The 19,795-nt window shown below is 74.4% G+C and carries 17 protein-coding genes and 1 pseudogene; 11 read left to right on the forward strand and 7 right to left on the reverse strand.

Annotated elements, in window-relative coordinates:
• The first annotated feature begins 26 nt into the window (after positions 1–26).
• Genes ACH4PU_RS09595 through ACH4PU_RS09605 form a run of 3 tightly spaced genes read left to right on the forward strand, consistent with a single transcriptional unit; the run spans position 27 to position 2,892 of the window.
• The gene (locus ACH4PU_RS09595) at positions 27–1,031 is read left to right on the forward strand and encodes a segregation and condensation protein A (protein WP_398269868.1); all 1,005 of its coding nucleotides are present in this window, start codon (positions 27–29) and stop codon (positions 1,029–1,031) included.
• Positions 1,028–1,675 (forward strand): SMC-Scp complex subunit ScpB, encoded by a 648-nt coding sequence (gene scpB / locus ACH4PU_RS09600; protein ID WP_398268595.1) that lies wholly within the window; start codon positions 1,028–1,030, stop codon positions 1,673–1,675. The genes ACH4PU_RS09595 and scpB overlap by 4 nt, the downstream gene beginning before the upstream one ends.
• Positions 1,675–2,892, forward strand: a complete 1,218-nt coding sequence (locus ACH4PU_RS09605; RefSeq protein ID WP_398268598.1) for a pseudouridine synthase — start codon at positions 1,675–1,677, stop codon at positions 2,890–2,892. The genes scpB and ACH4PU_RS09605 overlap by 1 nt, the downstream gene beginning before the upstream one ends.
• Before the next feature lie 365 nt (positions 2,893–3,257).
• On the opposite strand, the gene ACH4PU_RS09610 is transcribed toward ACH4PU_RS09605, so the two are convergent.
• Positions 3,258–3,950 carry a DNA polymerase beta superfamily protein gene (locus ACH4PU_RS09610; protein WP_398268601.1) on the reverse strand — a complete coding sequence of 231 codons (693 nt, stop codon included), beginning with the start codon at positions 3,948–3,950 and terminating at the stop codon, positions 3,258–3,260.
• A 242-nt stretch (positions 3,951–4,192) separates the two neighbouring features.
• On the reverse strand, positions 4,193–4,555 hold the full coding sequence (locus tag ACH4PU_RS09615; protein WP_185944589.1) for a DUF952 domain-containing protein: 363 nt from the start codon (positions 4,553–4,555) through the stop codon (positions 4,193–4,195).
• A 255-nt stretch (positions 4,556–4,810) separates the two neighbouring features.
• Here ACH4PU_RS09615 and ACH4PU_RS09620 point away from each other — a divergent pair, with 255 nt between their 5' ends.
• The 4 genes and pseudogenes from ACH4PU_RS09620 (at position 4,811) to der (ending at position 8,831) form a co-directional block, all read left to right on the forward strand.
• Positions 4,811–5,896 (forward strand): prephenate dehydrogenase, encoded by a 1,086-nt coding sequence (locus ACH4PU_RS09620; protein WP_398268604.1) that lies wholly within the window; start codon positions 4,811–4,813, stop codon positions 5,894–5,896.
• Between the two features lie 119 nt (positions 5,897–6,015).
• Positions 6,016–6,744, forward strand: coding sequence for a (d)CMP kinase (gene cmk / locus ACH4PU_RS09625; protein WP_398268607.1), 729 nt, complete (start codon positions 6,016–6,018; stop codon positions 6,742–6,744).
• Positions 6,745–6,794: 50 nt separating this feature from the next.
• Positions 6,795–7,306 (forward strand): annotated as a pseudogene (locus ACH4PU_RS09630) (lysophospholipid acyltransferase family protein).
• A gap of 64 nt (positions 7,307–7,370) precedes the next feature.
• On the forward strand, positions 7,371–8,831 hold the full coding sequence (gene der / locus ACH4PU_RS09635; protein WP_398268610.1) for a ribosome biogenesis GTPase Der: 1,461 nt from the start codon (positions 7,371–7,373) through the stop codon (positions 8,829–8,831).
• A gap of 201 nt (positions 8,832–9,032) precedes the next feature.
• Here the strand turns inward: der and ACH4PU_RS09640 are convergent, their stop codons facing one another.
• A complete protein-coding gene (locus ACH4PU_RS09640; protein ID WP_398268613.1) occupies positions 9,033–9,368 on the reverse strand; it encodes a hypothetical protein in 336 nt (111 codons plus the stop codon).
• A 284-nt stretch (positions 9,369–9,652) separates the two neighbouring features.
• The gene (locus tag ACH4PU_RS09645) at positions 9,653–10,456 is read right to left on the reverse strand and encodes a hypothetical protein (RefSeq protein ID WP_398268616.1); all 804 of its coding nucleotides are present in this window, start codon (positions 10,454–10,456) and stop codon (positions 9,653–9,655) included.
• A gap of 270 nt (positions 10,457–10,726) precedes the next feature.
• Between ACH4PU_RS09645 and ACH4PU_RS09650 the strand changes: the two genes are divergently transcribed.
• Both ACH4PU_RS09650 and ACH4PU_RS09655 read left to right on the forward strand, forming a co-directional pair.
• A complete protein-coding gene (locus ACH4PU_RS09650) occupies positions 10,727–11,977 on the forward strand; it encodes a glycosyltransferase family 4 protein (RefSeq protein ID WP_398268619.1) in 1,251 nt (416 codons plus the stop codon).
• Positions 11,974–12,894 carry a hypothetical protein gene (locus ACH4PU_RS09655; RefSeq protein ID WP_398268622.1) on the forward strand — a complete coding sequence of 307 codons (921 nt, stop codon included), beginning with the start codon at positions 11,974–11,976 and terminating at the stop codon, positions 12,892–12,894. The genes ACH4PU_RS09650 and ACH4PU_RS09655 overlap by 4 nt, the downstream gene beginning before the upstream one ends.
• Positions 12,895–12,917: 23 nt before the next feature.
• Here the strand turns inward: ACH4PU_RS09655 and ctaD are convergent, their stop codons facing one another.
• A complete protein-coding gene (gene ctaD, locus ACH4PU_RS09660; protein WP_398268625.1) occupies positions 12,918–14,594 on the reverse strand; it encodes a cytochrome c oxidase subunit I in 1,677 nt (558 codons plus the stop codon).
• A gap of 573 nt (positions 14,595–15,167) precedes the next feature.
• On the opposite strand from ctaD, the gene ACH4PU_RS09665 reads away from it, so the two are divergent.
• Positions 15,168–15,383: an I78 family peptidase inhibitor gene (locus ACH4PU_RS09665; RefSeq protein ID WP_398268628.1), complete on the forward strand. Its 216-nt coding sequence runs from the start codon at positions 15,168–15,170 to the stop codon at positions 15,381–15,383.
• Positions 15,384–15,455: 72 nt separating this feature from the next.
• Here the strand turns inward: ACH4PU_RS09665 and ACH4PU_RS09670 are convergent, their stop codons facing one another.
• Both ACH4PU_RS09670 and ACH4PU_RS09675 read right to left on the reverse strand, forming a co-directional pair.
• A complete protein-coding gene (locus ACH4PU_RS09670; RefSeq protein ID WP_398268631.1) occupies positions 15,456–16,457 on the reverse strand; it encodes a phosphatase PAP2 family protein in 1,002 nt (333 codons plus the stop codon).
• 326 nt (positions 16,458–16,783) lie between these two features.
• On the reverse strand, positions 16,784–17,995 hold the full coding sequence (locus ACH4PU_RS09675; RefSeq protein WP_398268634.1) for a hypothetical protein: 1,212 nt from the start codon (positions 17,993–17,995) through the stop codon (positions 16,784–16,786).
• A 158-nt stretch (positions 17,996–18,153) separates the two neighbouring features.
• Here ACH4PU_RS09675 and ACH4PU_RS09680 point away from each other — a divergent pair, with 158 nt between their 5' ends.
• Entirely contained in the window at positions 18,154–19,740 is a 1,587-nt protein-coding gene (locus tag ACH4PU_RS09680; protein WP_398268637.1) for an MFS transporter, read from the forward strand.
• Positions 19,741–19,795 lie beyond the last annotated feature (55 nt).

Genomic DNA, 19,795 nt, shown 5'->3' on the forward strand with positions numbered 1-19,795 from the left:
TGCCGGCCGTGCCGGGGTCGGGCGCTGTGCCGGCCGTGCCGGGGTCGGGCGCTGTGCCGGCCGTGCCGGGGTCGGGCGCTGTGCCGGCCGTGCCGGGGTCGGGCGCTGTGCCGGCCGTGCCGGCTGAGGGCGGCGATGGTGACGGCGGCCGTCGCGTCGGGGGGCCGGGGGCGGAGCCCACGGTTTCGGGAAGGGGCGGGGCCGGGGAAGAACCCACCCCCGACAGCAGCCGCTTCACGCTGCACCTCGACAACTTCGAAGGCCCCTTCGACCTCCTCCTCCAGCTCATCGCCAAGCACAAGCTCGACGTCACCGAAGTGGCCCTCTCCCAGGTCACCGACGAGTTCATGGCGCACCTCCGCGCCATGGGCCCCGACTTCGACCTCGATCAGACGACCGAGTTCCTCGTCGTCGCGTCCACGCTGCTGGATCTCAAGGCGGCCCGGCTGCTGCCCGCCGCCGAGGTGGAGGACGAGGCCGACCTCGCCCTGCTCGAAGCGCGGGACCTGCTCTTCGCCCGGCTGCTGCAGTACCGCGCGTACAAGAGGATCGCGGCGATCCTCGGGGAGCGGATGGCCACCGAGGGCCGCCGCCGCCCGCGTACCGTCGGTCTGGAGCCGCGGTTCGCGGAGCTGCTGCCGGAGGTCGTGCTCGGGATCGGGCCGGAACGATTCGCCGAGCTCGCGGTGAAGGCGATGCAGCCCAGGCCCGCGCCGCAGGTGTACGTGGATCACATCCACGCGCCGCTGGTGAGCGTCCGGGAGCAGGCGGGGGTGGTGGTCGCCAGGCTGCGGGAGGCGGGGGAGGCGACGTTCGAGGAGCTGACCGCCGACGCCGCGGACGGCCTCACCGTCGTCGCCCGCTTCCTCGCCCTCCTGGAGCTCTACCGCGAGCGGGCGGTCGCCCTCGACCAGGAAGAGGCGCTGGGGACGCTGACCGTCCGCTGGACGGGGACGGACGGCGGCACACCCGTGGTCACTGACGAGTTCGACCGGGAACCCGAGGAAGAGGAAGGGAAGGCGGCGGAATGAGCGCTGGCAGCGGTACAGAGGACGAGACGGGCGTCGTGGGCGCGCTTCCCCTCGGGCCCGCCCTCGAAGCCGTCCTCATGGTCGTCGACGAGCCCGTCGCCGAGGAGCACCTGGCCCGGATCCTCGAACGCCCGCGCCGCGACATCGCCGCCGGGCTGCGCGCGCTGGCCGACGAGTACACCGCGCAGGGCCGCGGCTTCGAGCTGCGGGAGGTCGGCGGCGGGTGGCGGTTCTTCAGCCGGCCCGCCTACGCGGACGCGGTCGAGGCGTTCGTCCTGGACGGGCAGCAGGCCCGGCTGACGCAGGCCGCGTTGGAGACCCTGGCCGTCGTCGCGTACCGTCAGCCGGTCAGCCGTTCGCGGGTCTCCGCGGTGCGCGGGGTGAACTGCGACGGCGTCATGCGCACCCTCCTCCAGCGCGGCCTCGTGGAGGAGACGGGGACGGAACCCGAAACAGGTGCGATCCTGTACAGGACGACGAACTATTTCCTGGAGCGGATGGGCCTGCGCGGTCTGGACGAGCTTCCCGAGCTCGCACCGTTCCTCCCGGAGGCGGACGCGGTCGAGGGCGACTCCCAGGAGGGGGTCCCGTCGTTCGATCCGGACGCCCCGGACACCGAAGCGGACGACAAGACGGAACTTTGATGCGAAGCAGCGGCAGGAACAGCGGAAGCGGCAACCGGGACAACCGGGGCGGCGGCGGCCGAAGCGGCGGCGGCCGGAGCGGCGGGTCCCCCCGTCCCTCCTCCGGCGGCGGGCGTGCGGGCGGCGGCCGCTCCGGCGGCGGGCGCTACGACGCCGGCCGCTCCGAGGGCGGGCGCTACGAGCGTCGCGACGACCGGCAGGACGGCCGGCGCGACGAGCGGCGGCCGGAGCAGCGCCCGCGCCGTCCGCGCCCGGAGGAGCGCCGTTACGACGTCGGCCCCGAGGGCGAGCGCAGCGGAGGACGTGGCCCGTCCTCCGGCCGGGGCACCTCGGCCCGCGGCGGTGCCAAGGGCGGCCCGCGCCGCAGCCCGTCGGCCGGCAGCGACCGGCGGACGGCCCCGGCGCGCCCGCGCGAGCTCGACGCCAAGATCGAGGAGCGCAACCGGGAGCGGCACAACAAGCCCCAGGTCAAGCTGCCGAAGACGTTCGGCGAGCAGGAGGGCGAGCGCCTGCAGAAGGTGCTGGCCCGGGCCGGCATGGGCTCCCGCCGCGCCTGCGAGGAGCTGATCGAGCAGGCCCGCGTCGAGGTCAACGGGCAGATCGTCACCGAGCAGGGGCTGCGCGTCGACCCCGAGAAGGACGAGATCAAGGTGGACGGCCTGACCGTCGCCACCCAGTCGTACCTGTTCTTCGCGCTCAACAAGCCGGCCGGCGTCGTCTCCACCATGGAGGACCCGGACGGCCGCCAGTGCCTCGGCGACTACGTCACCAACCGCGAGACCCGGCTCTTCCACGTCGGCCGCCTCGACACGGAGACCGAGGGCATCATCCTGCTCACCAACCACGGCGAGCTGGCCCACCGCCTCACCCACCCCCGCTACGGCGTCCAGAAGACCTACCTGGCCGCCATCACCGGGCCGCTGCCGCGCGACATCGGCAAGCGGCTCAAGAGCGGCATCGAGCTGGAGGACGGCTACGCGCGCGCCGACGACTTCCGGGTCATCCAGCAGACCGGCAAGAACTACCTGGTCGAGGTCACCCTCCACGAGGGCCGCAAGCACATCGTGCGCCGGATGCTGGCCGAGGCCGGCTTCCCGGTCGAGAAGCTCGTCCGCACCTCGTTCGGGCCGATCGCCCTGGGCGACCAGAAGTCCGGCTGGCTGCGGCGGCTCACCAACACCGAGGTGGGCATGCTGATGCGCGAGGTCGAGCTCTAGGGTCCGTGTGCCCTCCCGGTGCGGCGGCGGCCCGGCCCGCCGCCGCACCGGGGCGCCCGCGATCCTTGGCCGATGTGTGACACCGACACGGCCGTGCGTGGGCTAGCGGGCCGCCCGGGAGCGGTGCGGGCCGGCCGGGTGCGGGACGATCCGAGTCCGGGGCCGGGCCTGTACCGGCGCCACTTCCGGGCCCGGCCCGTGTGGCGCCGGGGAGTCCCGGGCCGGGCCCGCGAGGCAGCCGCTCCCGGGCGTGTACGGGGCGCCGGCCTGCCCGGGACCAGCCCAGGGCGGGATGGCCCGGCGCGCTGCGGGACCGGGCGTGACGCGCCCCCGCCGGCGATCGGCCCGGCCCGTCGTCCGGGCCCTCAGCCCGCCGCCGCTACGGACTCCCGCCGCACTCGGACCAGGAAGTCCTCCACCCGCGCCCGGTCCGGCCCGGCCGGCAGCGGGGTGCGGTCCGCGGCCGCCTCCAGTTCGTCGCGCAGCCGGTCCAGCCGGCGCTCCGCCTCCGGCCAGGGCAGCTCGCCCCGCCGGACGGCCAGCAGCTCCTCGCGCCGGTCGCCTACGGTGAGGGTGAGGACACCGGTGCGCAGCAGGTCGCGGGCGCTCTCCAGGATCCGTATCAGGTGCATGACCTGTTTCCAGTTCGGGGCGCCGGTCCGCAGCACGGAGGCGTCGGACTTCGCCCGCTGCGCGTCCGCGTAACCGGTGAACGTCCGGTGTGCCAGCCGGGAGAGGAACGCCCCGCGCAGCGCGAGCAGCTCCCGGCCCCGCTCGTCGGCGTACTCGACGAGCGGGGAGTGGAGGCATTCGAGGGCGGTGGGGTTGGCCCGCAGAGCCAGTTCGCAGAAGCGTTCCAGCTCCCAGGAGAACTGCTCCGGCGCGGGCCCCTCGACGTGCGTCGGCGGCTTGTCGAAGCCCCAGAACAGCGCGGCGGGGGCCGCGTACACCCCGCGCCGGTCGGTGTCGCTCGCCTCGGTGTCCAGCCCGAAGGCGCGCGAGCCCATGACGCAGGAGTAGATCGTGTGGTCGGTCACCAGGGCGTGCATGGTCCGCATTGTGGCCGCCGGGAGGCCGGCGCGTCACACCGTTTCCCGGCGGGCCGCCGGGCCGAGCCCGGGCCGTCCGTCACCGGAGCGCCGCCCGTCGCAACCGCGCCGGCCGCCGCGCACGCCCTGGCCCGCCGGCAGGCCGGCGGTCCGCCGACCACGCCGCGCGCGTCACGCCCACGTCGGGCGGATCACGCCCGCACCGCGCCGGTCATGTCCGCGCCGCGCCGGTCACGTCCGCGCCAGGCGGGTCACGACCACACCGCCAGGCTCTCCGCCCGCCCGTCCTCGTCCCGCCGGATCTCCATCATCCCCTCGACCGCGTCCCGGTTGATCCGCCCGTAGACGTGCGGGAACAGCGTGCCCGGCGCGGTGCCGGGCGGCGGGGCCGGGTCGGCCGCCTCCCAGCGGACCAGGACGCCCAGCTTGTGCTCGTCGATCAGCAGCGCCATCAGCGGCCCCTTGACGTCCCGGTAGAAAGCGGAGGCCACGGCGAGCGTCGTCTCCTCGTCGGGGGAGCAGTGCACGAAGCCCTCCTCGTCGAGGGAGGCGGGGGCGAAGGGGCGGTCGGGGACGGCGAGCCAGTCGTCCAGGGGAACCACGTGAAAGATCATGCCCCCCTTCTACCCGAAGGGGCCGCCGCAGTCGCGGCGGCCCGCTCCGCGCCGGGTCCTTCCGGCGGCCCCGCGCCCGGCCCGGCCCGGGACGCCCTAGGCTGGGCCCGCGGGGGCCGTCCGGACGCCGCCGGGGCGCGCCCCGGAGTCACCGGGCCGGGCCGGGCTCCCCGTGCCCGTCGTGACCGCCCGTCCCGCGGCCGGACCCGCCCGAGTGCGCCGGGCTCCGCCGCGGCCCAGCGCAAGGACCCGCCCGTGAGAACCGCTCTCGTCATCGGCACCGGACTGATCGGCACCTCCGCCGCGCTCGCCCTGGCGGGCCGGGGGGTCCGGGTCCACCTCAGCGACCACGACCCCGACCGGGCCCGGATGGCCGCCGCCCGGGGCGCCGGCACGGAGGAGGAGCCGGAGGGCCGCTGCGACCTCGTCGTCGTCGCCGTGCCCCCCGCGCACGTCGCCGCCACCCTCGCGGACGCGATCGGGGCCGGCCGGGGCCGCGCCTACCTCGACGTCGCCAGCGTCAAGGGCGGCCCGCGCCGGGAGCTGGAGGCGCTGGGCTGCGACCTCTCCGGCTACCTGGGCACCCACCCCATGGCCGGCCGTGAGCGCTCGGGCCCGATGGCCGCCTCCGCCGACCTGTTCGAGGGCCGCCCCTGGGTGCTGACCCCGACCCGGGAGACCGACACCGAGGTCCTCAACATCGCCCTCGAACTGATCGCCCACTGCCGGGCCGTCCCCGTCGTCATGGACGCCGACGCCCACGACCGGGCCGTCGCGCTCGTCTCGCACACCCCCCAGCTCGTCTCCAGCATGGTCGCCGCCCGCCTGGCGGAGGCCGACGAGACGGCCGTACGGCTGTGCGGCCAGGGCATCCGGGACGTGACCCGGATCGCCGCCTCCGATCCCCGCATGTGGCTGGAGATCCTCGCCGCCAACCCGGGCCCGGTCGCGGACGTCCTCGCCGCCGTCGCCGCCGACCTGGAGGGGACGGTACGGGCCCTGCGCGCCCTCGACAGCGCGGGCGACTCCGCCGACGAGGAGGCGGCGGCGGGCCTGGAGGACGTGCTGCGCCGCGGCAACACCGGCCGGGCCCGCGTCCCCGGCAAGCACGGCTCGGCCCCGGCCGCGTACGAGACGGTGACCGTCCTCATCGGCGACCAGCCGGGCGAGCTGGCCCGGATCTTCGCCGACGCGGGCCGGGCCGGCGTCAACATCGAGGACGTGCGCATCGAGCACGCCACCGGCCGGCAGAGCGGCCTGATCCAGCTGATGGTCGAGCCGAAGGCCGCCGACGGTCTCGCGGACACCCTCCGGGAGCGCGGCTGGTCGCTGCGCCAGTAGCCGGCGGCCGGGGGCCGGGGAGCGCGGCTGTACGGGCCGGTCCGGCGAGCCAGTAACCTTGGGTGAGCCCCCAACGGGCCCAGCCAGGCAGCGACGACCCGCCGCCGTGCACGAGGAAGGTGTCAGACACCGTGGAAACCGCCGCCCGGACCGCACCGGCAGCAGTCATCGTCGCCATCGACGGCCCCTCCGGCACGGGCAAGTCCAGCACCTCGAAGGCCGTCGCCGCCAAGCTCGGCCTCCGCTACCTGGACACCGGCGCCCAGTACCGGGCGATCACCTGGTGGATGCTGAGCAACGGCGTCGACGTGAACGACGCCGCGGCCGTGGCCGCCGCCGCGGGCAAGCCCGACCTCGTCTCCGGCACCGACCCGTCCGCGCCCACCATCACGGTGGACGGCCTGGACGCCGCCCAGCCGATCCGCACCCAGGAGGTCACCGCGGCGGTCAGCGCCGTCAGCGCGGTGCCCGAGGTGCGGACGCGGCTCACCGAGCTCCAGCGGTCCATGGCCGCCGAGGCGCCGCTCGGCATCGTCGTCGAGGGCCGGGACATCGGCACCACCGTCCTCCCCGACGCCGACCTGAAGATCTTCCTCACCGCCTCGCCGGAGGCCCGTGCCGCCCGCCGCGCCGGTGAGCTCAAGGGCAAGGAGGCCGCCGACCTGGCCAGCACCCAGGCCGCCCTGATCAAGCGGGACGCCGCCGACTCCGGCCGCAAGACCTCCCCGCTCGCCAAGGCCGGGGACGCGGTCGAGGTCGACACCACCGAGCTCACGCTCGACCAGGTGATCGAGTGCGTGGTGACCCTGGTGGAGGAGAAGCGGTCCACGGAGGCGCGTTCCGCGTGACCGCCTCCGCCGCCGGTGCGGCCGTCGGGAGACGGATCGGCATCGGCCTGATGAACGGGCTGTGGAAGCCCCGTGTGCTGGGCGCCTGGCGGGTGCCCGCGGCGGGGCCCTCCTGATCAAGAAGGAAGCGTTCGTCGGCCCGCTGGACCCCTTCCTGCGCGGCATCGGCCAGCTGAAGGTCGACCGCTCCGGCGCCGACCGGACCGCCGTCACCGACGCGCTGGACGTCCTGGCGGCCGGCGGGGTGCTGGGGATCTTCCCCGAGGGCACCCGGGGCGAGGGCGACTTCGCCTCGCTGCGGGGCGGACTGGCGTACTTCGCCCTGCGCTCCGGGGCGCCCGTCGTCCCGGTCGCGGTCCTCGGCAGCGCCGAGCGCAGGAGCCGGCTCGTCCCGGGCCTGCCGCCGCTGCGCGGCCGCGTCGACGTCGTCTTCGGCGACGCCTTCGAGGCCGGCGACGGCAGCGGGCGGCGCACGCGTACGGCGCTGGACGAGGCGACCGTACGCATCCAGCGGCGGCTGAGCGCGCACCTGGCGGACGCCAAGCGCTTCACCGGCCGCTGAACGAAACTTGAGTAGCGGACCCGTCAGGGCCGCCGACGACGAAGAAGAACGAGGAACGGACTCCATGAACGACCAGATCCACACCGGCGACGAGCACGGTGAGCTTGGCGACGCCGAGTACGCGGAGTTCATGGAGCTCGCCGCTCTGGAGGGCTTCGGGGCCGACGAGATCGAGAGCGAGCTCGCCGCCGCCGGCCACGGCCCGCTGCCCGTCCTCGCCGTCGTCGGCCGCCCGAACGTCGGCAAGTCGACCCTGGTGAACCGCATCATCGGCCGCCGCGAGGCCGTCGTCGAGGACCGTCCGGGCGTCACCCGCGACCGCGTCACCTACGAGGCCGAGTGGGCCGGCCGCCGCTTCAAGGTCGTCGACACCGGCGGCTGGGAGCAGGACGTCCTCGGCATCGACGCGTCCGTCGCCGCCCAGGCCGAGTTCGCCATCGAGGCCGCCGACGCCGTCGTCTTCGTCGTCGACTCCGCGGTCGGCGCCACCGACACCGACGAGGCCGTCGTCAAGCTGCTCCGCCGGGCCGGCAAGCCCGTCGTGCTCTGCGCCAACAAGGTCGACGGCCAGTCCGGCGAGGCCGACGCCACCGCGCTGTGGTCGCTGGGCCTCGGCGAGCCGCACCCCGTCTCGGCCCTGCACGGCCGCGGCACCGGCGACATGCTGGACGCCGTCCTGGAGGCGCTGCCCGAGGCCCCGGCGCAGACCTTCGGCACCGCCGTCGGCGGCCCCCGCCGGATCGCGCTGATCGGCCGTCCGAACGTCGGCAAGTCCTCGATGCTCAACAAGGTGGCCGGCGAGGAGCGCGTCGTCGTCAACGAGCTGGCCGGCACCACCCGCGACCCGGTCGACGAGCTGATCGAGCTCGGCGGCAAGACCTGGAAGTTCGTGGACACCGCCGGCATCCGGCGCCGCGTCCACCTCCAGGAGGGCGCCGACTACTACGCCTCGCTGCGCACCGCCGCCGCCGTGGAGAAGGCCGAGCTGGCCGTCGTCCTCATCGACGCGAGCGAGTCCATCAGCGTCCAGGACCAGCGGATCGTCACCATGGCCGTCGAGGCCGGGCGTGCGCTGGTGCTCGCGATCAACAAGTGGGACACCCTCGACGAGGAGCGCCGCTTCTACCTGGAGCGGGAGATCGAGACCGAGCTCGGCCAGATCGCCTGGGCGCCGCGGGTGAACGTCTCCGCGAAGACCGGCCGGCACATGGAGAAGCTGGTCCCGGCCATGGAGACCGCCCTCGCCGGCTGGGAGACCCGGGTGCCCACCGGGCGCCTCAACGCCTTCCTCGGCGAGCTCGTCGCGGCCCACCCGCACCCGATCCGCGGCGGCAAGCAGCCCCGCATCCTCTTCGGCACCCAGGCGGGCACCCGCCCGCCGCGGTTCGTCCTCTTCGCCTCCGGCTTCCTGGAGGCGGGCTACCGGCGCTTCGTCGAGCGGCGGCTGCGGGAGGAGTTCGGCTTCGAGGGGACGCCGATCCACATCTCGGTGCGGGTGCGGGAGAAGCGGAGCCGCAAGAAGTAGGCGGCGGTCGGGCGAGGGGGCTTCGGGCCGGGGGTCCGGGGGTTGCCCCCGGGTGGTCGCGGCCGGTGCGGGTGCGGGAAGTAGGCGGCGGTCGGGGGCCGCTGCCCCCGAGAGGTCACGGTCGCGCCTGTCTCATGGAGCCCGGACGGGCCGTCGCCCCGCCCGGCTCCTGAGGACGGGGACCCGCTGCCCGGCGGGCGTTCAGTACCCCCGCCGGCGCCCGTCCGGATTGCCCGGTGGGAGGGCCTGGAGGCCGCCGCGGCCCCGGCCCTGGGCGGGGTAGCCGTCCCAGCCGTCCGTCCAGCCGGACTGACCGGGGTAGGGGGAGTGGCCGGTGAGCCGGCCGTAGTAGCCCTGGCCGGTGCCGCCGCCGTAGGGCTGCGGCTGGGGCCCGAAGCCCTTGAACGCCAGCTCCTCCTCGCCCGCCCGGTCGCCGGGGAGCGTCCGGAAGGCCCGGCGGTACTCGGAGCAGAGGGCGTCGTAGATCGGGGTCACCGACTCCGTACGGCCGCGATCGGCTTCGCGGGGTGGGCGCATGCCGGGGATGTAGTTCTGGTACGAGGTCCGGGAAGCGGGTTCGTAAGAGTACACATCCCTGCCAACGACCCCGGCCCGCTTCGGATGCGGGGCGGACAGCGCCGGGTTACGCGGAAACCGGGGGAATCGGGGGTGCGCCGGGTGCACGGCGGGGCGCACGCCGCCGGTCATGTGCCCGCCGTTCGTGCGACCGCCGGTGCTATGAGCGCCGGTGGTACGGACGACGGCGTGGCCGCTGGTCAGGCGCCCGCCGGCCGGACGCCCGGTGATCAGGCGCCCAGCCCTCACGTGCCCGCGAGCGGCATTGCCGCGCCGACCAGCCGGCCCGAGGCCGCCGCGCGGTCCATCGCCTCGCGGAGCAGGTCCTCGCGCGGCTGCTGGCCGATCGTGCCGACGGGTGCCGCGTACACCAGGACCCGGCCGGTCTTGTTGACCGCCGACCGCCACTCCTCGGCCACCTGCATCGGCTGGTGCGCCTGCCACCAGGCCACCGGCTGGCCCCCGTTGGCGTTCGGCTGGAGGACGGCGTGCAGCCGGCCCGTCACCAGCAGCACCGACCAGCCGGGGGTGAGGTCGGGCAGTTGGTCGATGGCGGTGACGGGGGCGAAGCCCTGTTCGTTGAGGAGCTCCAGGAAGACGTCGACCGGGCCGGTGGTGCCCGGCCGGGCGATCGGCACCAGCGGCTCCACGACGAGCGCCGGCTGCACCTCCCCGTTGATCAGCAGCAGCCCGCTGGTGACGCCCAGCTCGGCCTGGAGCGGCAGGTCGCCCGGGGGCTGCTCGCCGCCCTGCCCGCCCTGCTGCCCGGCGTCGCCGCCGGTGATGGAGCGGACGGCGCCCTGGAGCTGCTCCTCGGAGACCGGCACCACCTGGGAGGGGATGCAGGAGGCGTGCGCGAAGGCCAGGACGGCCGTCTCCTCCCCGACGAAGAGCACCGTGCTGGTGCGCTCCCGCTCACTGTCGCCGGGCGTGCGGCAGGAGGTGCAGTCGTACGTGCCCGGGGCGTTGTCGCCCCCGAGCAGTCGGTCCGCTTCTTCGTCGCCGATCTCGGCGCGTACTTCGTCGCTGACGTCGAGCATGCGAGGCACGGGGGGCTCCTCGGACTTCCGGTGCGGTTGCGCGCGCGCCGGGCGGTTCCCGGCGCGTCACGAAGACAACGGACGACGCGCGGCCTGGGTCACGCCCTGTGCCGGGGCGCTTCACGGCATCGGGGACGGTGGCCGAAAACACCCGGTCCCGTCATGGAATGCTCATCGTTCCGAGATCGAGTTGATGATCGGGGCCAACCTCCTGATCGTCGGTACGGTCTAATCTTCAGGAGGCGGGCCACGAGGCGCGCACACCGGCTGCGGGGACGAATGCACATCTCATTCCTGATTCACAATGCCTACGGCATCGGCGGCACCATCCGCACCACGTTCAACCTGGCGGGGACGCTCGCCGAGCACCACGACGTGGAGATCGTCTCGGTGTTCCGCCACCGCGACGAGCCCGTCTTCGCGCCGTCCGGCAGCGTGCGGCTGCGCCACCTCGTGGATCTGCGGAAGGACAGCCCCGGGTACGAGGGGAACGATCCGGAGTACGAGCGTCCGGCGACCGTCTTCCCGTCCACCGAGGGCCGCTACAAGCAGTACAGCGCCCTCACCGACCGCCGCATCGCCGACCACCTGCGCGCCCTGGACTGCGACGTGGTGGTGGGCACCCGCCCGGGCCTGAACGTGCACATCGCCCAGCAGGCCCGGCGCGGCATCGCCCGGGTCGGCCAGGAGCACCTGACGCTGAGCACCCACTCCGCGCCGCTGAAGCTGACGCTGCGCACCCACTACCCGCGGCTGGACGCGGTCACCACGGTCACCGAGGCGGACGCGGCCACGTACCGCAAGCTGATGCGGCTCCCCGGCGTCCGGGTCGAGGCCGTGCCCAACAGCATCCCGGCCCCCGTCGTCGCCCCCGCCGACTCCACCGGCAAGTGGGTCGTCGCGGCCGGCCGACTGGCCCCCGCCAAGCGGTACGACGTGCTGATCAAGGCCTTCGGCAAGGTCGTCGCCGAGCGCCCCGACTGGCGGCTGCGGATCTACGGCGGCGGCGCGGAGAAGGCCAAGCTGCGTGCCCTCATCGACAAGCTCGGCCTCTACAACCACGTCTTCCTCATGGGTCCCGCCAATCCCCTGGACCCGGAGTGGGTGAAGGGCTCCATCGGCGCCGTCACCTCCAGCCTGGAGTCCTTCGGGATGACCATCGTCGAGGCGATGCGCTGCGGCCTGCCCGTGGTCTCCACGGACTGCCCGCACGGCCCGGGCGAGATCATCGACAACGGTGTCGACGGCCTGCTGGTGCCGGTCGGCAAGACGGACGCCATCGCCGCCGGGCTGCTGAAGCTCATCAACGACGACGAGCTGCGCCGCCGGATGGGCCGGGCCGCCCTGGAGAGCTCGGCCCGCTTCGACCCCGCCGAGATCGGCGGCCGCTACGAGCGGCTCTTCGCCGAGCTCACCGGCCGCGGCGCGCTGCGCGGCTCCCTGCACCGCACCCGCGGCGCCCTGCTGAGCGGCGCCCTGCGGACCAAGGACGCCGTCCGCCCCGCACTGCGCCGGGGGCGTGCCGCATGACACCCGCCCCGACCCCCGCCGGGCCCGCGAACGCGGGCTCGCCCGTACCCGAGGAGTTCACCATCGTGTCTGCCGCGCCGCGCGCCGACTGCATCGCGGATTCCGCGGGCGGACTCACCTTCGACCTCGACGCCCCCGAGGGGGCCGACGCCTCCGGCCACTGGTCGGCGGCGCTGGTGCTGCTCCGCCGGGGCGGTGACGCCGTCGAGAACGCCGACGATGAGGTCCGCCTGCCGCTCACCCCCAACGGCGACGGCCGGCTGCGCGCCGTGCTGCCGAGCACCGTGCCGCTGCCCGAGGGCCGCTGGGACGTGTACGTGGACGGCGGCGAGGGGGACCCCCGGCGGCTGCTGCCCGGCCTCGCCGACCTGCGCTCGCTGGTCGACCGCCGGCCGGGCCCGAGCACCTCGCCGCTGACCGTGCGCATCCCCTACGCCACGAAGCACGGCAACCTCTCGCTGCGCAGCTGGCAGCGCGCCCCGCACGCGGAGGCGGGCGACCTCGAGCTGGACGCCAAGGGCGTCACGGTCCACGGCACCCTGCACCGCGTCGAGGACCCCGCGGAGTGGCTGGCCGGCGCGGTGGCCGAGGCCCGCTGCCGCCGGGACCCGGAGCTGGTGTGCGCCGTGCCGCTGGAGACGGCGGGCCACGGCTTCTCGTTCACCCTCGCCCACCAGGAGCTGTGCGAGCGCTGGGAGGGCGGTCCGGACGCCTGGGACCTGTGGCTGCGGCGCACAGACGGGACCGGGGAGGCCCGGGTCGCGCGGCTGCTGGACGACGTCGCGGAGAAGAAGCAGATCTTCGTCTACCCGGCCCAGCCGGTCGACGCCCCCTATGCGCCCGCCCAGGCCGGGCCGTACTACACGGCCGACAACGACCTCGCGATCCGCGTCGACGAGCGGCCGCCGGTCTCCTGACCCCACGCCCCCGGCCGGTTCCGTCAGCCGGCCGGGTCCCGCGCCACCTGCGGCTGCTGCCGGGCGGCGGTCTCCGGGTGGTGGAGGTCGAAGGCGGGCGACTCGGAGCGGATCCGGGGCAGGGTGACGAAGTTGTGGCGGGGCGGCGGGCAGGAGGTCGCCCACTCCAGCGAGCGGCCGTAGCCCCAGGGGTCCTCCACCTCGACCCGCCGGCCGTACCGCGCCGTGTGCCAGACGTTGTAGAGGAACGGCAGCGTCGACAGGCCGAGCAGGAACGAGCCGATGGTGGAGACGGTGTTGAGCGCGGTCCAGCCGTCCGCCGCCAGGTAGTCGGAGTAGCGGCGCGGCATGCCCTCGGCGCCCAGCCAGTGCTGGACGAGGAAGGTGCCGTGGAACCCGGCGAAGAGGGTCCAGAAGTGGACCTTCGCCAGCCGCTCGTCGAGCATCTTGCCGGTGAACTTCGGCCACCAGAAGTAGAAGCCGGCGAACATCGCGAACACCACCGTGCCGAAGACCACGTAGTGGAAGTGCGCGACCACGAAGTAGGTGTCGGTCACGTGGAAGTCCAGCGGCGGCGAGGCGAGGATGACGCCCGTGAGGCCGCCGAAGAGGAAGCTGACCAGGAAGCCGACCGACCACAGCATCGGTGACTCGAAGGACAGCGAGCCCTGCCACATCGTGCCGATCCAGTTGAAGAACTTCACCCCCGTCGGCACCGCGATCAGGAACGACAGCAGGGAGAAGAAGGGCAGCAGCACCGCGCCGGTGGCGAACATGTGGTGCGCCCAGACCACCACGGACAGGGCCGTGATCGCCATGGTGGCGCCGATCAGCATGGTGTAGCCGAAGACCGGCTTCCGGGAGAAGACCGGGATGATCTCGGTGATGATGCCGAAGAACGGCAGCGCGATGATGTAGACCTCGGGGTGGCCGAAGAACCAGAAGAGGTGCTGCCACAGCAGCGACCCGCCGTTGGCCGCGTCGAAGACCACCGCGCCGAACCGCCGGTCGGCCTCCAGGCAGAGCAGCGCGGCGGCCAGCACCGGGAAGGCCAGCAGGATCAGGATCGAGGTGAACAGCACGTTCCAGGTGAAGACCGGCATCCGGAACATGGTCATCCCGGGGGCGCGCATGCAGATGACCGTCGTCAGGAAGTTCACCGCGCCGAGGATCGTGCCGAAGCCGGAGAGCGCGAGTCCCATGATCCAGAGGTCGGCGCCGACGCCGGGGGAGTGCTCGGCGCCACTCAGCGGCGCGTAGGCGGTCCAGCCGAAGGAGGCGCCGCCCTCGGGCGTCAGCAGGCTGCTGACCACGATCAGGCCGCCGAAGAGGTAGAGCCAGTAGGCGAGCATGTTGAGCCGGGGGAAGGCCACGTCCGGCGAGCCGATCTGGAGCGGCATGATCGCGTTGGCGAAGCCGGCGAAGGCCGGGGTGGCGAACAGCAGCAGCATGATGGTGCCGTGGGCGGTGAACGCCTCGTTGTACTGCTCGTTGCTGAGGATCTGGAGTCCGGGGCGGGCCAGTTCGGCGCGCATCAGCAGGGCCAGCAGGCCGGCGGCGAGGAAGAAGCCGAACGAGGTGATGAGGTAGAGGCTGCCGATCTTTTTGTGATCGGTGGTGGTCAGCCAGTCGACCACGGACGCTCCGGGCCGCCGGTCCCGTTCCGGGACGGCGCTTTCCTCCGCGGTGTCGCTCTCCATCCGTGCCCCCTCGCTCCCGGCGCGCGCTCACCTGCCCCGCGCGCCTGCTCCGGCTCGTACGGCTCGTCCCCCGTCCCCTTGCCCCGGGGCACCCGTCATGATGCTCGCGGGGGAGGGGGTCGCGCGAGGGTGCCTCGACGGGGCGGGGCGGAGGCCGCGGGCGGCGGAGGCGGAGGCTGCGGGTGGCCGTGGGCGGCTGTGGGCGGGGCCGAACGGAATTTAATATTCCGCAGAATTCGGCGGAACGCGGCGGCGCCGGCGGCGTTGCGTCCGCAAGGCGGCGGGAATTCCCTTACCGGGGGTAGGGGTGTGGGTTTCCCGGAGGAATGTGGAAGTCGCGGGGTGGGAGTGGTGAATTCCGGGAGCTTTTCCCGCGGACGTCCTCCGGCGGTGTCCCGGGCGCCGGGAAAGAACCCGCGGGAGTGATGTGGGGCGCGCTAAACGCGGTCCCGGATTTCTGTGACAGAAGTGTGACCCGTGGGGCCCGGGCGACGGCCGGTGCCGGCCCGCCCGGCCTCGGCGGGAGCGGGCCGGGCGGGCCACGGCCGGCCGCGGGCGGGCTACGGTGGCCGCATGGTGCCGCTGCCGAACCTCCCCCAGGACCCCGACGACGACCTCGACGCCTACGCCGGCCTCGACGCCGAACGGGCCGCGGCCCGGGCGCGGGAGCGGGGCTGGACGACCGTCCGCACCCTGCCGCCCGGCGCGGTGATCACCCTGGAGTACGTGGTGGGCCGGCTGAACCTCGAAGTGGCGGACGGGACCGTGCTGCGCTGCTGGAAGGGCTGAGCGGTCTCCCACGTGCGAAGGGCCGCCCCGGAGTTCCCGGGGCGGCCCTTCGCGTGCGTACGCGCGTTCCGCTCAGCCGACGGTCCGGCCGCGGCCGGCGGCCGGCAGCGGCGGGGTGCGCGGCGTCCGGTCGGCGTGCGGGGGGCGGCGGCTGCCCGCCGGGGTGACCGGCGTCCGCTCCGAGCGGGCGGTATGCGGCCGGGCCGCGGCGCGCGGCCGGGCCTCCGCCACGCGTCCGGCCCGCCCGGCGCCCGCCGGTTCGCGGACGGGGAGGGCGTCGTCGACCGGCGGGCGGGGCGCCCACAGTCCGACCGGCGTCGCCGCGGCGGCCGGGGCGAGGGCCGCGCCGTGCTCGCGCAGCCGCGCCCAGGCGGCCAGCAGCCAGGTCTCGGCGCGGTCCATCAGCGGCTCGAACCAGGGCAGGGCCAGCAGCACCAGCAGCCCCGCGGTCCAGCCGAGCGTCACGTCGCTCATCCAGTGCGTACCGAGGTAGACCGTGGTCATGCCGACGCCGAGCGCCAGCAGGGCGGCGGAGACGGAGGCGATCCTGCGGGCCCGGGGCGTGGTGGCCAGGTAGGCGAGGACGCCCCAGGTGACCACCGCGTTGGCGGTGTGGCCCGAGGGGAATATGTCGCCGCCGGCGAACATCTCGTTCGAGCCGATGGCGGTGGCGTAGTGCGGCCCGAGCCGCCCCATCCCTATCTTCGCGGCGCCGACGGTCACGTTGAGCAGCAGCAGCGACGTGCCCAGCACCAGCAGCGGGCGCAGCGTCCCGCGGCGGTGGCAGCACCAGCCCAGCCAGGCGGCCACGGCGACGGCGGTCGGGCCGCGCTGGCCCAGGACCACGAAGTAGTCGAGGAAGGTGTGGATCTCGGGCCACTGCTTGTACGGCCGGAAGAGCATGACCTGCCAGTCGAAACGCACCGGCCAGGACGTGGTGAGCACGCCGACCACGATCGCCGCGTAGACCACGGAGGTCGCCGCGAAGATGCCCAGGCGGGTTCTGGTCATCCGCGGGCGCGGGGGCTCGGTCGGGCGCTCCTCCGCGGGGACGAGCTCGTCGTTGGTACGCACTCAATCGACGTTACATTGCGTGATGGGAGGGTCCGGCCGATCCCGCCGCTTTGTGATGACGATGTGATGTGGAATGCGTCTCAAACACGACTTTCGGCACGTTTGATGCGGCGGATCCGGAACCACGTGCCGGGAAATAAGAAACACCTAAAGAAGGTCCGCCGAGCAGGCCGCCGGGAAGATGGGACATCCTTTAATTAAGTGTGTGCGGATGTTTATCGGTGGGTGCCGGGAGTTCCTCGCGTGCTTTTCGGGAGTGCCCGCCCGTCCGGTCCGGTGATCGGGCCGCGGTGGCGGCGGACCAGGGAAAACGATCATGGCAATGATCAGGGCGGTCCCGAGCCGTTCAGCCAGAACGCTCCGTAACAGGCCGCCGCCAGCGCCAGCGCTCCCGCCATCGCCGCCGCCCGCGCCGTCCGCAGCCGGGCCAGGGCCGTCGCGAGCGGCAGCAGCAGCGGGAAGGCCGGCAGCATCAGCCGCGGCTTGGAGCCGAAGTAGCCCTTCGCGGTCAGCGCCAGGAGCAGCACCGTCCCCGAGTAGACCAGCAGCGGCAGCGGCTGCCCCCGCCGCGCCCCGGACATATACAGCCACACCACCAGCACCACGCCCACCAGCAGGCCCATCCCGGCCGGCCAGGCCGCGCCGGTGAACCGGCCGGCGATGAACGAACCGAACGCCACACCGCCGTCGAAGCCGTTGCCCCAGCCGCCCTGGACGTCCAGATAGCCGGCCGGTCCGCCGGTCCGCACGCCGACCCAGACGACGTAGGCGAGCCAGCCCAGCGGGGCGAGCGCCACACCGAGCAGCATCCGCCGGATCCCGGGACGCTCCGGCCGCCGGTCCCGCCGGAGCAGGGCGACCGCCGCCGTCACCCACACGGCCGCGACCACCGCCGCTCCCACCGGCCGGGTCAGCCCGGCCAGCGCGGCACACACTCCGGCCGCCGGCCAGCGGCCGGTCAGCACCGCGTACAGGCTCCAGGCGGCCAGCGCCGTGAACAGGGACTCCGAGTAGGCCATCGACTGCACCACGCCCACCGGCAGCACCGCCCACAGCACCACCAGCGCGACGCCCGCCCGGCGGCCGTGCAGCCGCTCGCCGACCGCGAAGATCCCCGCCGCGGCGGCCAGCGAGGCGACCGCGCTCACCAGCAGCCCCGCGTCCGCCGCCGACAGCGGCAGCACCGCCGACAGCGCCCGCTCCAGCCACGGCAGCAGCGGGAAGAACGCCAGGTCGGAGTGGACCTTCCCGCCGGCCAGGGTCAGCGTGAACCCATAGCCGTCCTCCGCGATCCGGGAGTACCAGACCGCGTCCCAGCGCCCCGAGAGCAGATGGTGCGCGTCCTTGCCCGTCACCGTCCCCCACAGCGCGAGGACCGCCACCCCCAGCACCCGGACCGCCGCGTACGCCAGCAGCGCCGGCGCGGCACGCCGGAGCGCGCCGGAGACGGCCGGGCCGGGGACGGCCACCGGTTCCGGGCGTATGCCGCAGGGGGCGGAGGGGGCAGCGGGTTCGGTCACCGGCCAATTGTCCAGCATCCGGGACGGTGGCCGTCCGCGTCGTGAGGCCGGTGCTGCCGCCGGTGACCTGCCGGGACTCGCGTACGCTGTCGTCTCACTCGTCCCCCGGCACCGCGGCCCACCGTCCCCCCTCGGGCCCGCGCACGAGCGCCGGGGCCCGATACGGAGGTGGGTGAATGTCCGGAACGGCGACGGCCCGCCCCCGGTGGACCGCCGGTGTTCCCCGGCAGCGGCAGCGCACCGGCAGCACCGGCCCCGGGGCCGGCGCCAACCGCTGGGCCGTGCTCGTCGTCCTCTGCGCCAGCCTGCTCCTGGTCGCCGTGGACGCCACCGTGCTGCACGTCGCCGTCCCGGCCGTCTCGGAGGACCTGCGCCCCGGCCCGATCCAGCTGCTCTGGATCGTCGACGTCTACCCGCTGGTCTGCGCCTCGCTGCTGATCCTCTTCGGCACGCTCGGCGACCGGGTCGGCCGGCGGCGGGTGCTGCTGCTCGGCTACGGGCTGTTCGGCTGCGCCTCGCTGCTCGCCGCCTGCGCGAGCCGGCCGGAGGTGCTGATCGCCGCACGGGCGCTGCTCGGCGTCGGCGGGGCGATGATCATGCCGGCGACGCTGTCCATCCTGCGGCAGGTCTTCCCCGACCGGCGGGAGCGGGCGCTGGCCATCGGCGTCTGGACCGGGGTGGCCGCCGTCGGCGCGGCCACCGGCCCGCTGCTGGGCGGGTTCCTGCTCGAACACTTCTGGTGGGGCTCGGTCTTCCTCATCAACCTGCCGCTGATGGCCGTCAGCCTCCCGGTCGGCCGCCGGCTGCTGCCCGAGTCGACGGGCGACGGGAACGGGCCGTGGGACGTGCTCGGCGCGCTGATGGCCGCGTTCGGGCTGTTCGGCGTGGTCCTCGGGATGAAGCGGATCGGTGGCGCCGAGCCGCTGTCCCTGCTCACCCTGGTGCCCGCCGCCCTGGGCGTGGCGCTGCTCATCCTCTTCGTCCGCCGGCAGCGGCGGCGCGAGCACCCCCTGGTGGACCTGGACCTGTTCGCCCGGCCCGCCTTCGGGGTGTCCGTGGGCTGCATCGTGCTGGCCATGCTGGCGCTGGTCGGCCTGGAGCTGGTCGCCGCCCAGTACCTCCAGCTCGTCCTCGGCCTCACCCCCCTGCAGACCGGGCTGCGGCTGCTGCCGCTGACCCTCGCCGCGATGGCCGCCGGCCTGGCCGGCTCCCGCGTGCTGCACCGCTTCGGGCCGCGCGCCATGGTCGCCGGCGGCTTCGTGCTCACGGCGGTCGCGGTCCTGGCCCTCACCGCGATGGGCCGCGAGGACCGGCCCCTCTTCCTCGTCTGCTGCTTCGTCGCCCTCGGCCTGGGCCTGGAGACCACGCTGTTCGGGGCGTACGAGTCGATGCTCGGCGAGGCCCCGGCCGGTGCGGCCGGCGGCGCCGCGGCGATCGGCGAGACCTCGTACCAGCTCGGCGCGGGCATGGGCATCGCCCTGCTCGGCAGTGTGATGAACGCGGTCTACGCGCCTGGAGTGACCGGCGTCCCCGGCGTGCCCAGCGCGGCGGGCGCGGCGGCGGGCCACTCGCTCGGCGAGGCGTACCGGGTGGCCGACCGGCTCGGCGGCCCGCCGGGCGCCGCGCTGCGGACGGCGGCGCGGAACGCGTTCGTGCACGGGCTGCACATGACGCTGGGGGTCAGCGCGGTGATCCTGCTGGCGGGAGCGGTGGCGGCGCTGCGGCTGCCGCGGTCGGCGGACGGGGAGCAGGGCGCGGGGTAGGCGACGGCGGGTGGGCGACGCCGGTCGTCGCCGGTCGCCGGAGGCCGGCCTCGGA

Origin of the sequence: Streptomyces sp. NPDC021100 (assembly GCF_044333095.1) — a bacterium.
Classification (GTDB): domain Bacteria; phylum Actinomycetota; class Actinomycetes; order Streptomycetales; family Streptomycetaceae; genus Streptomyces.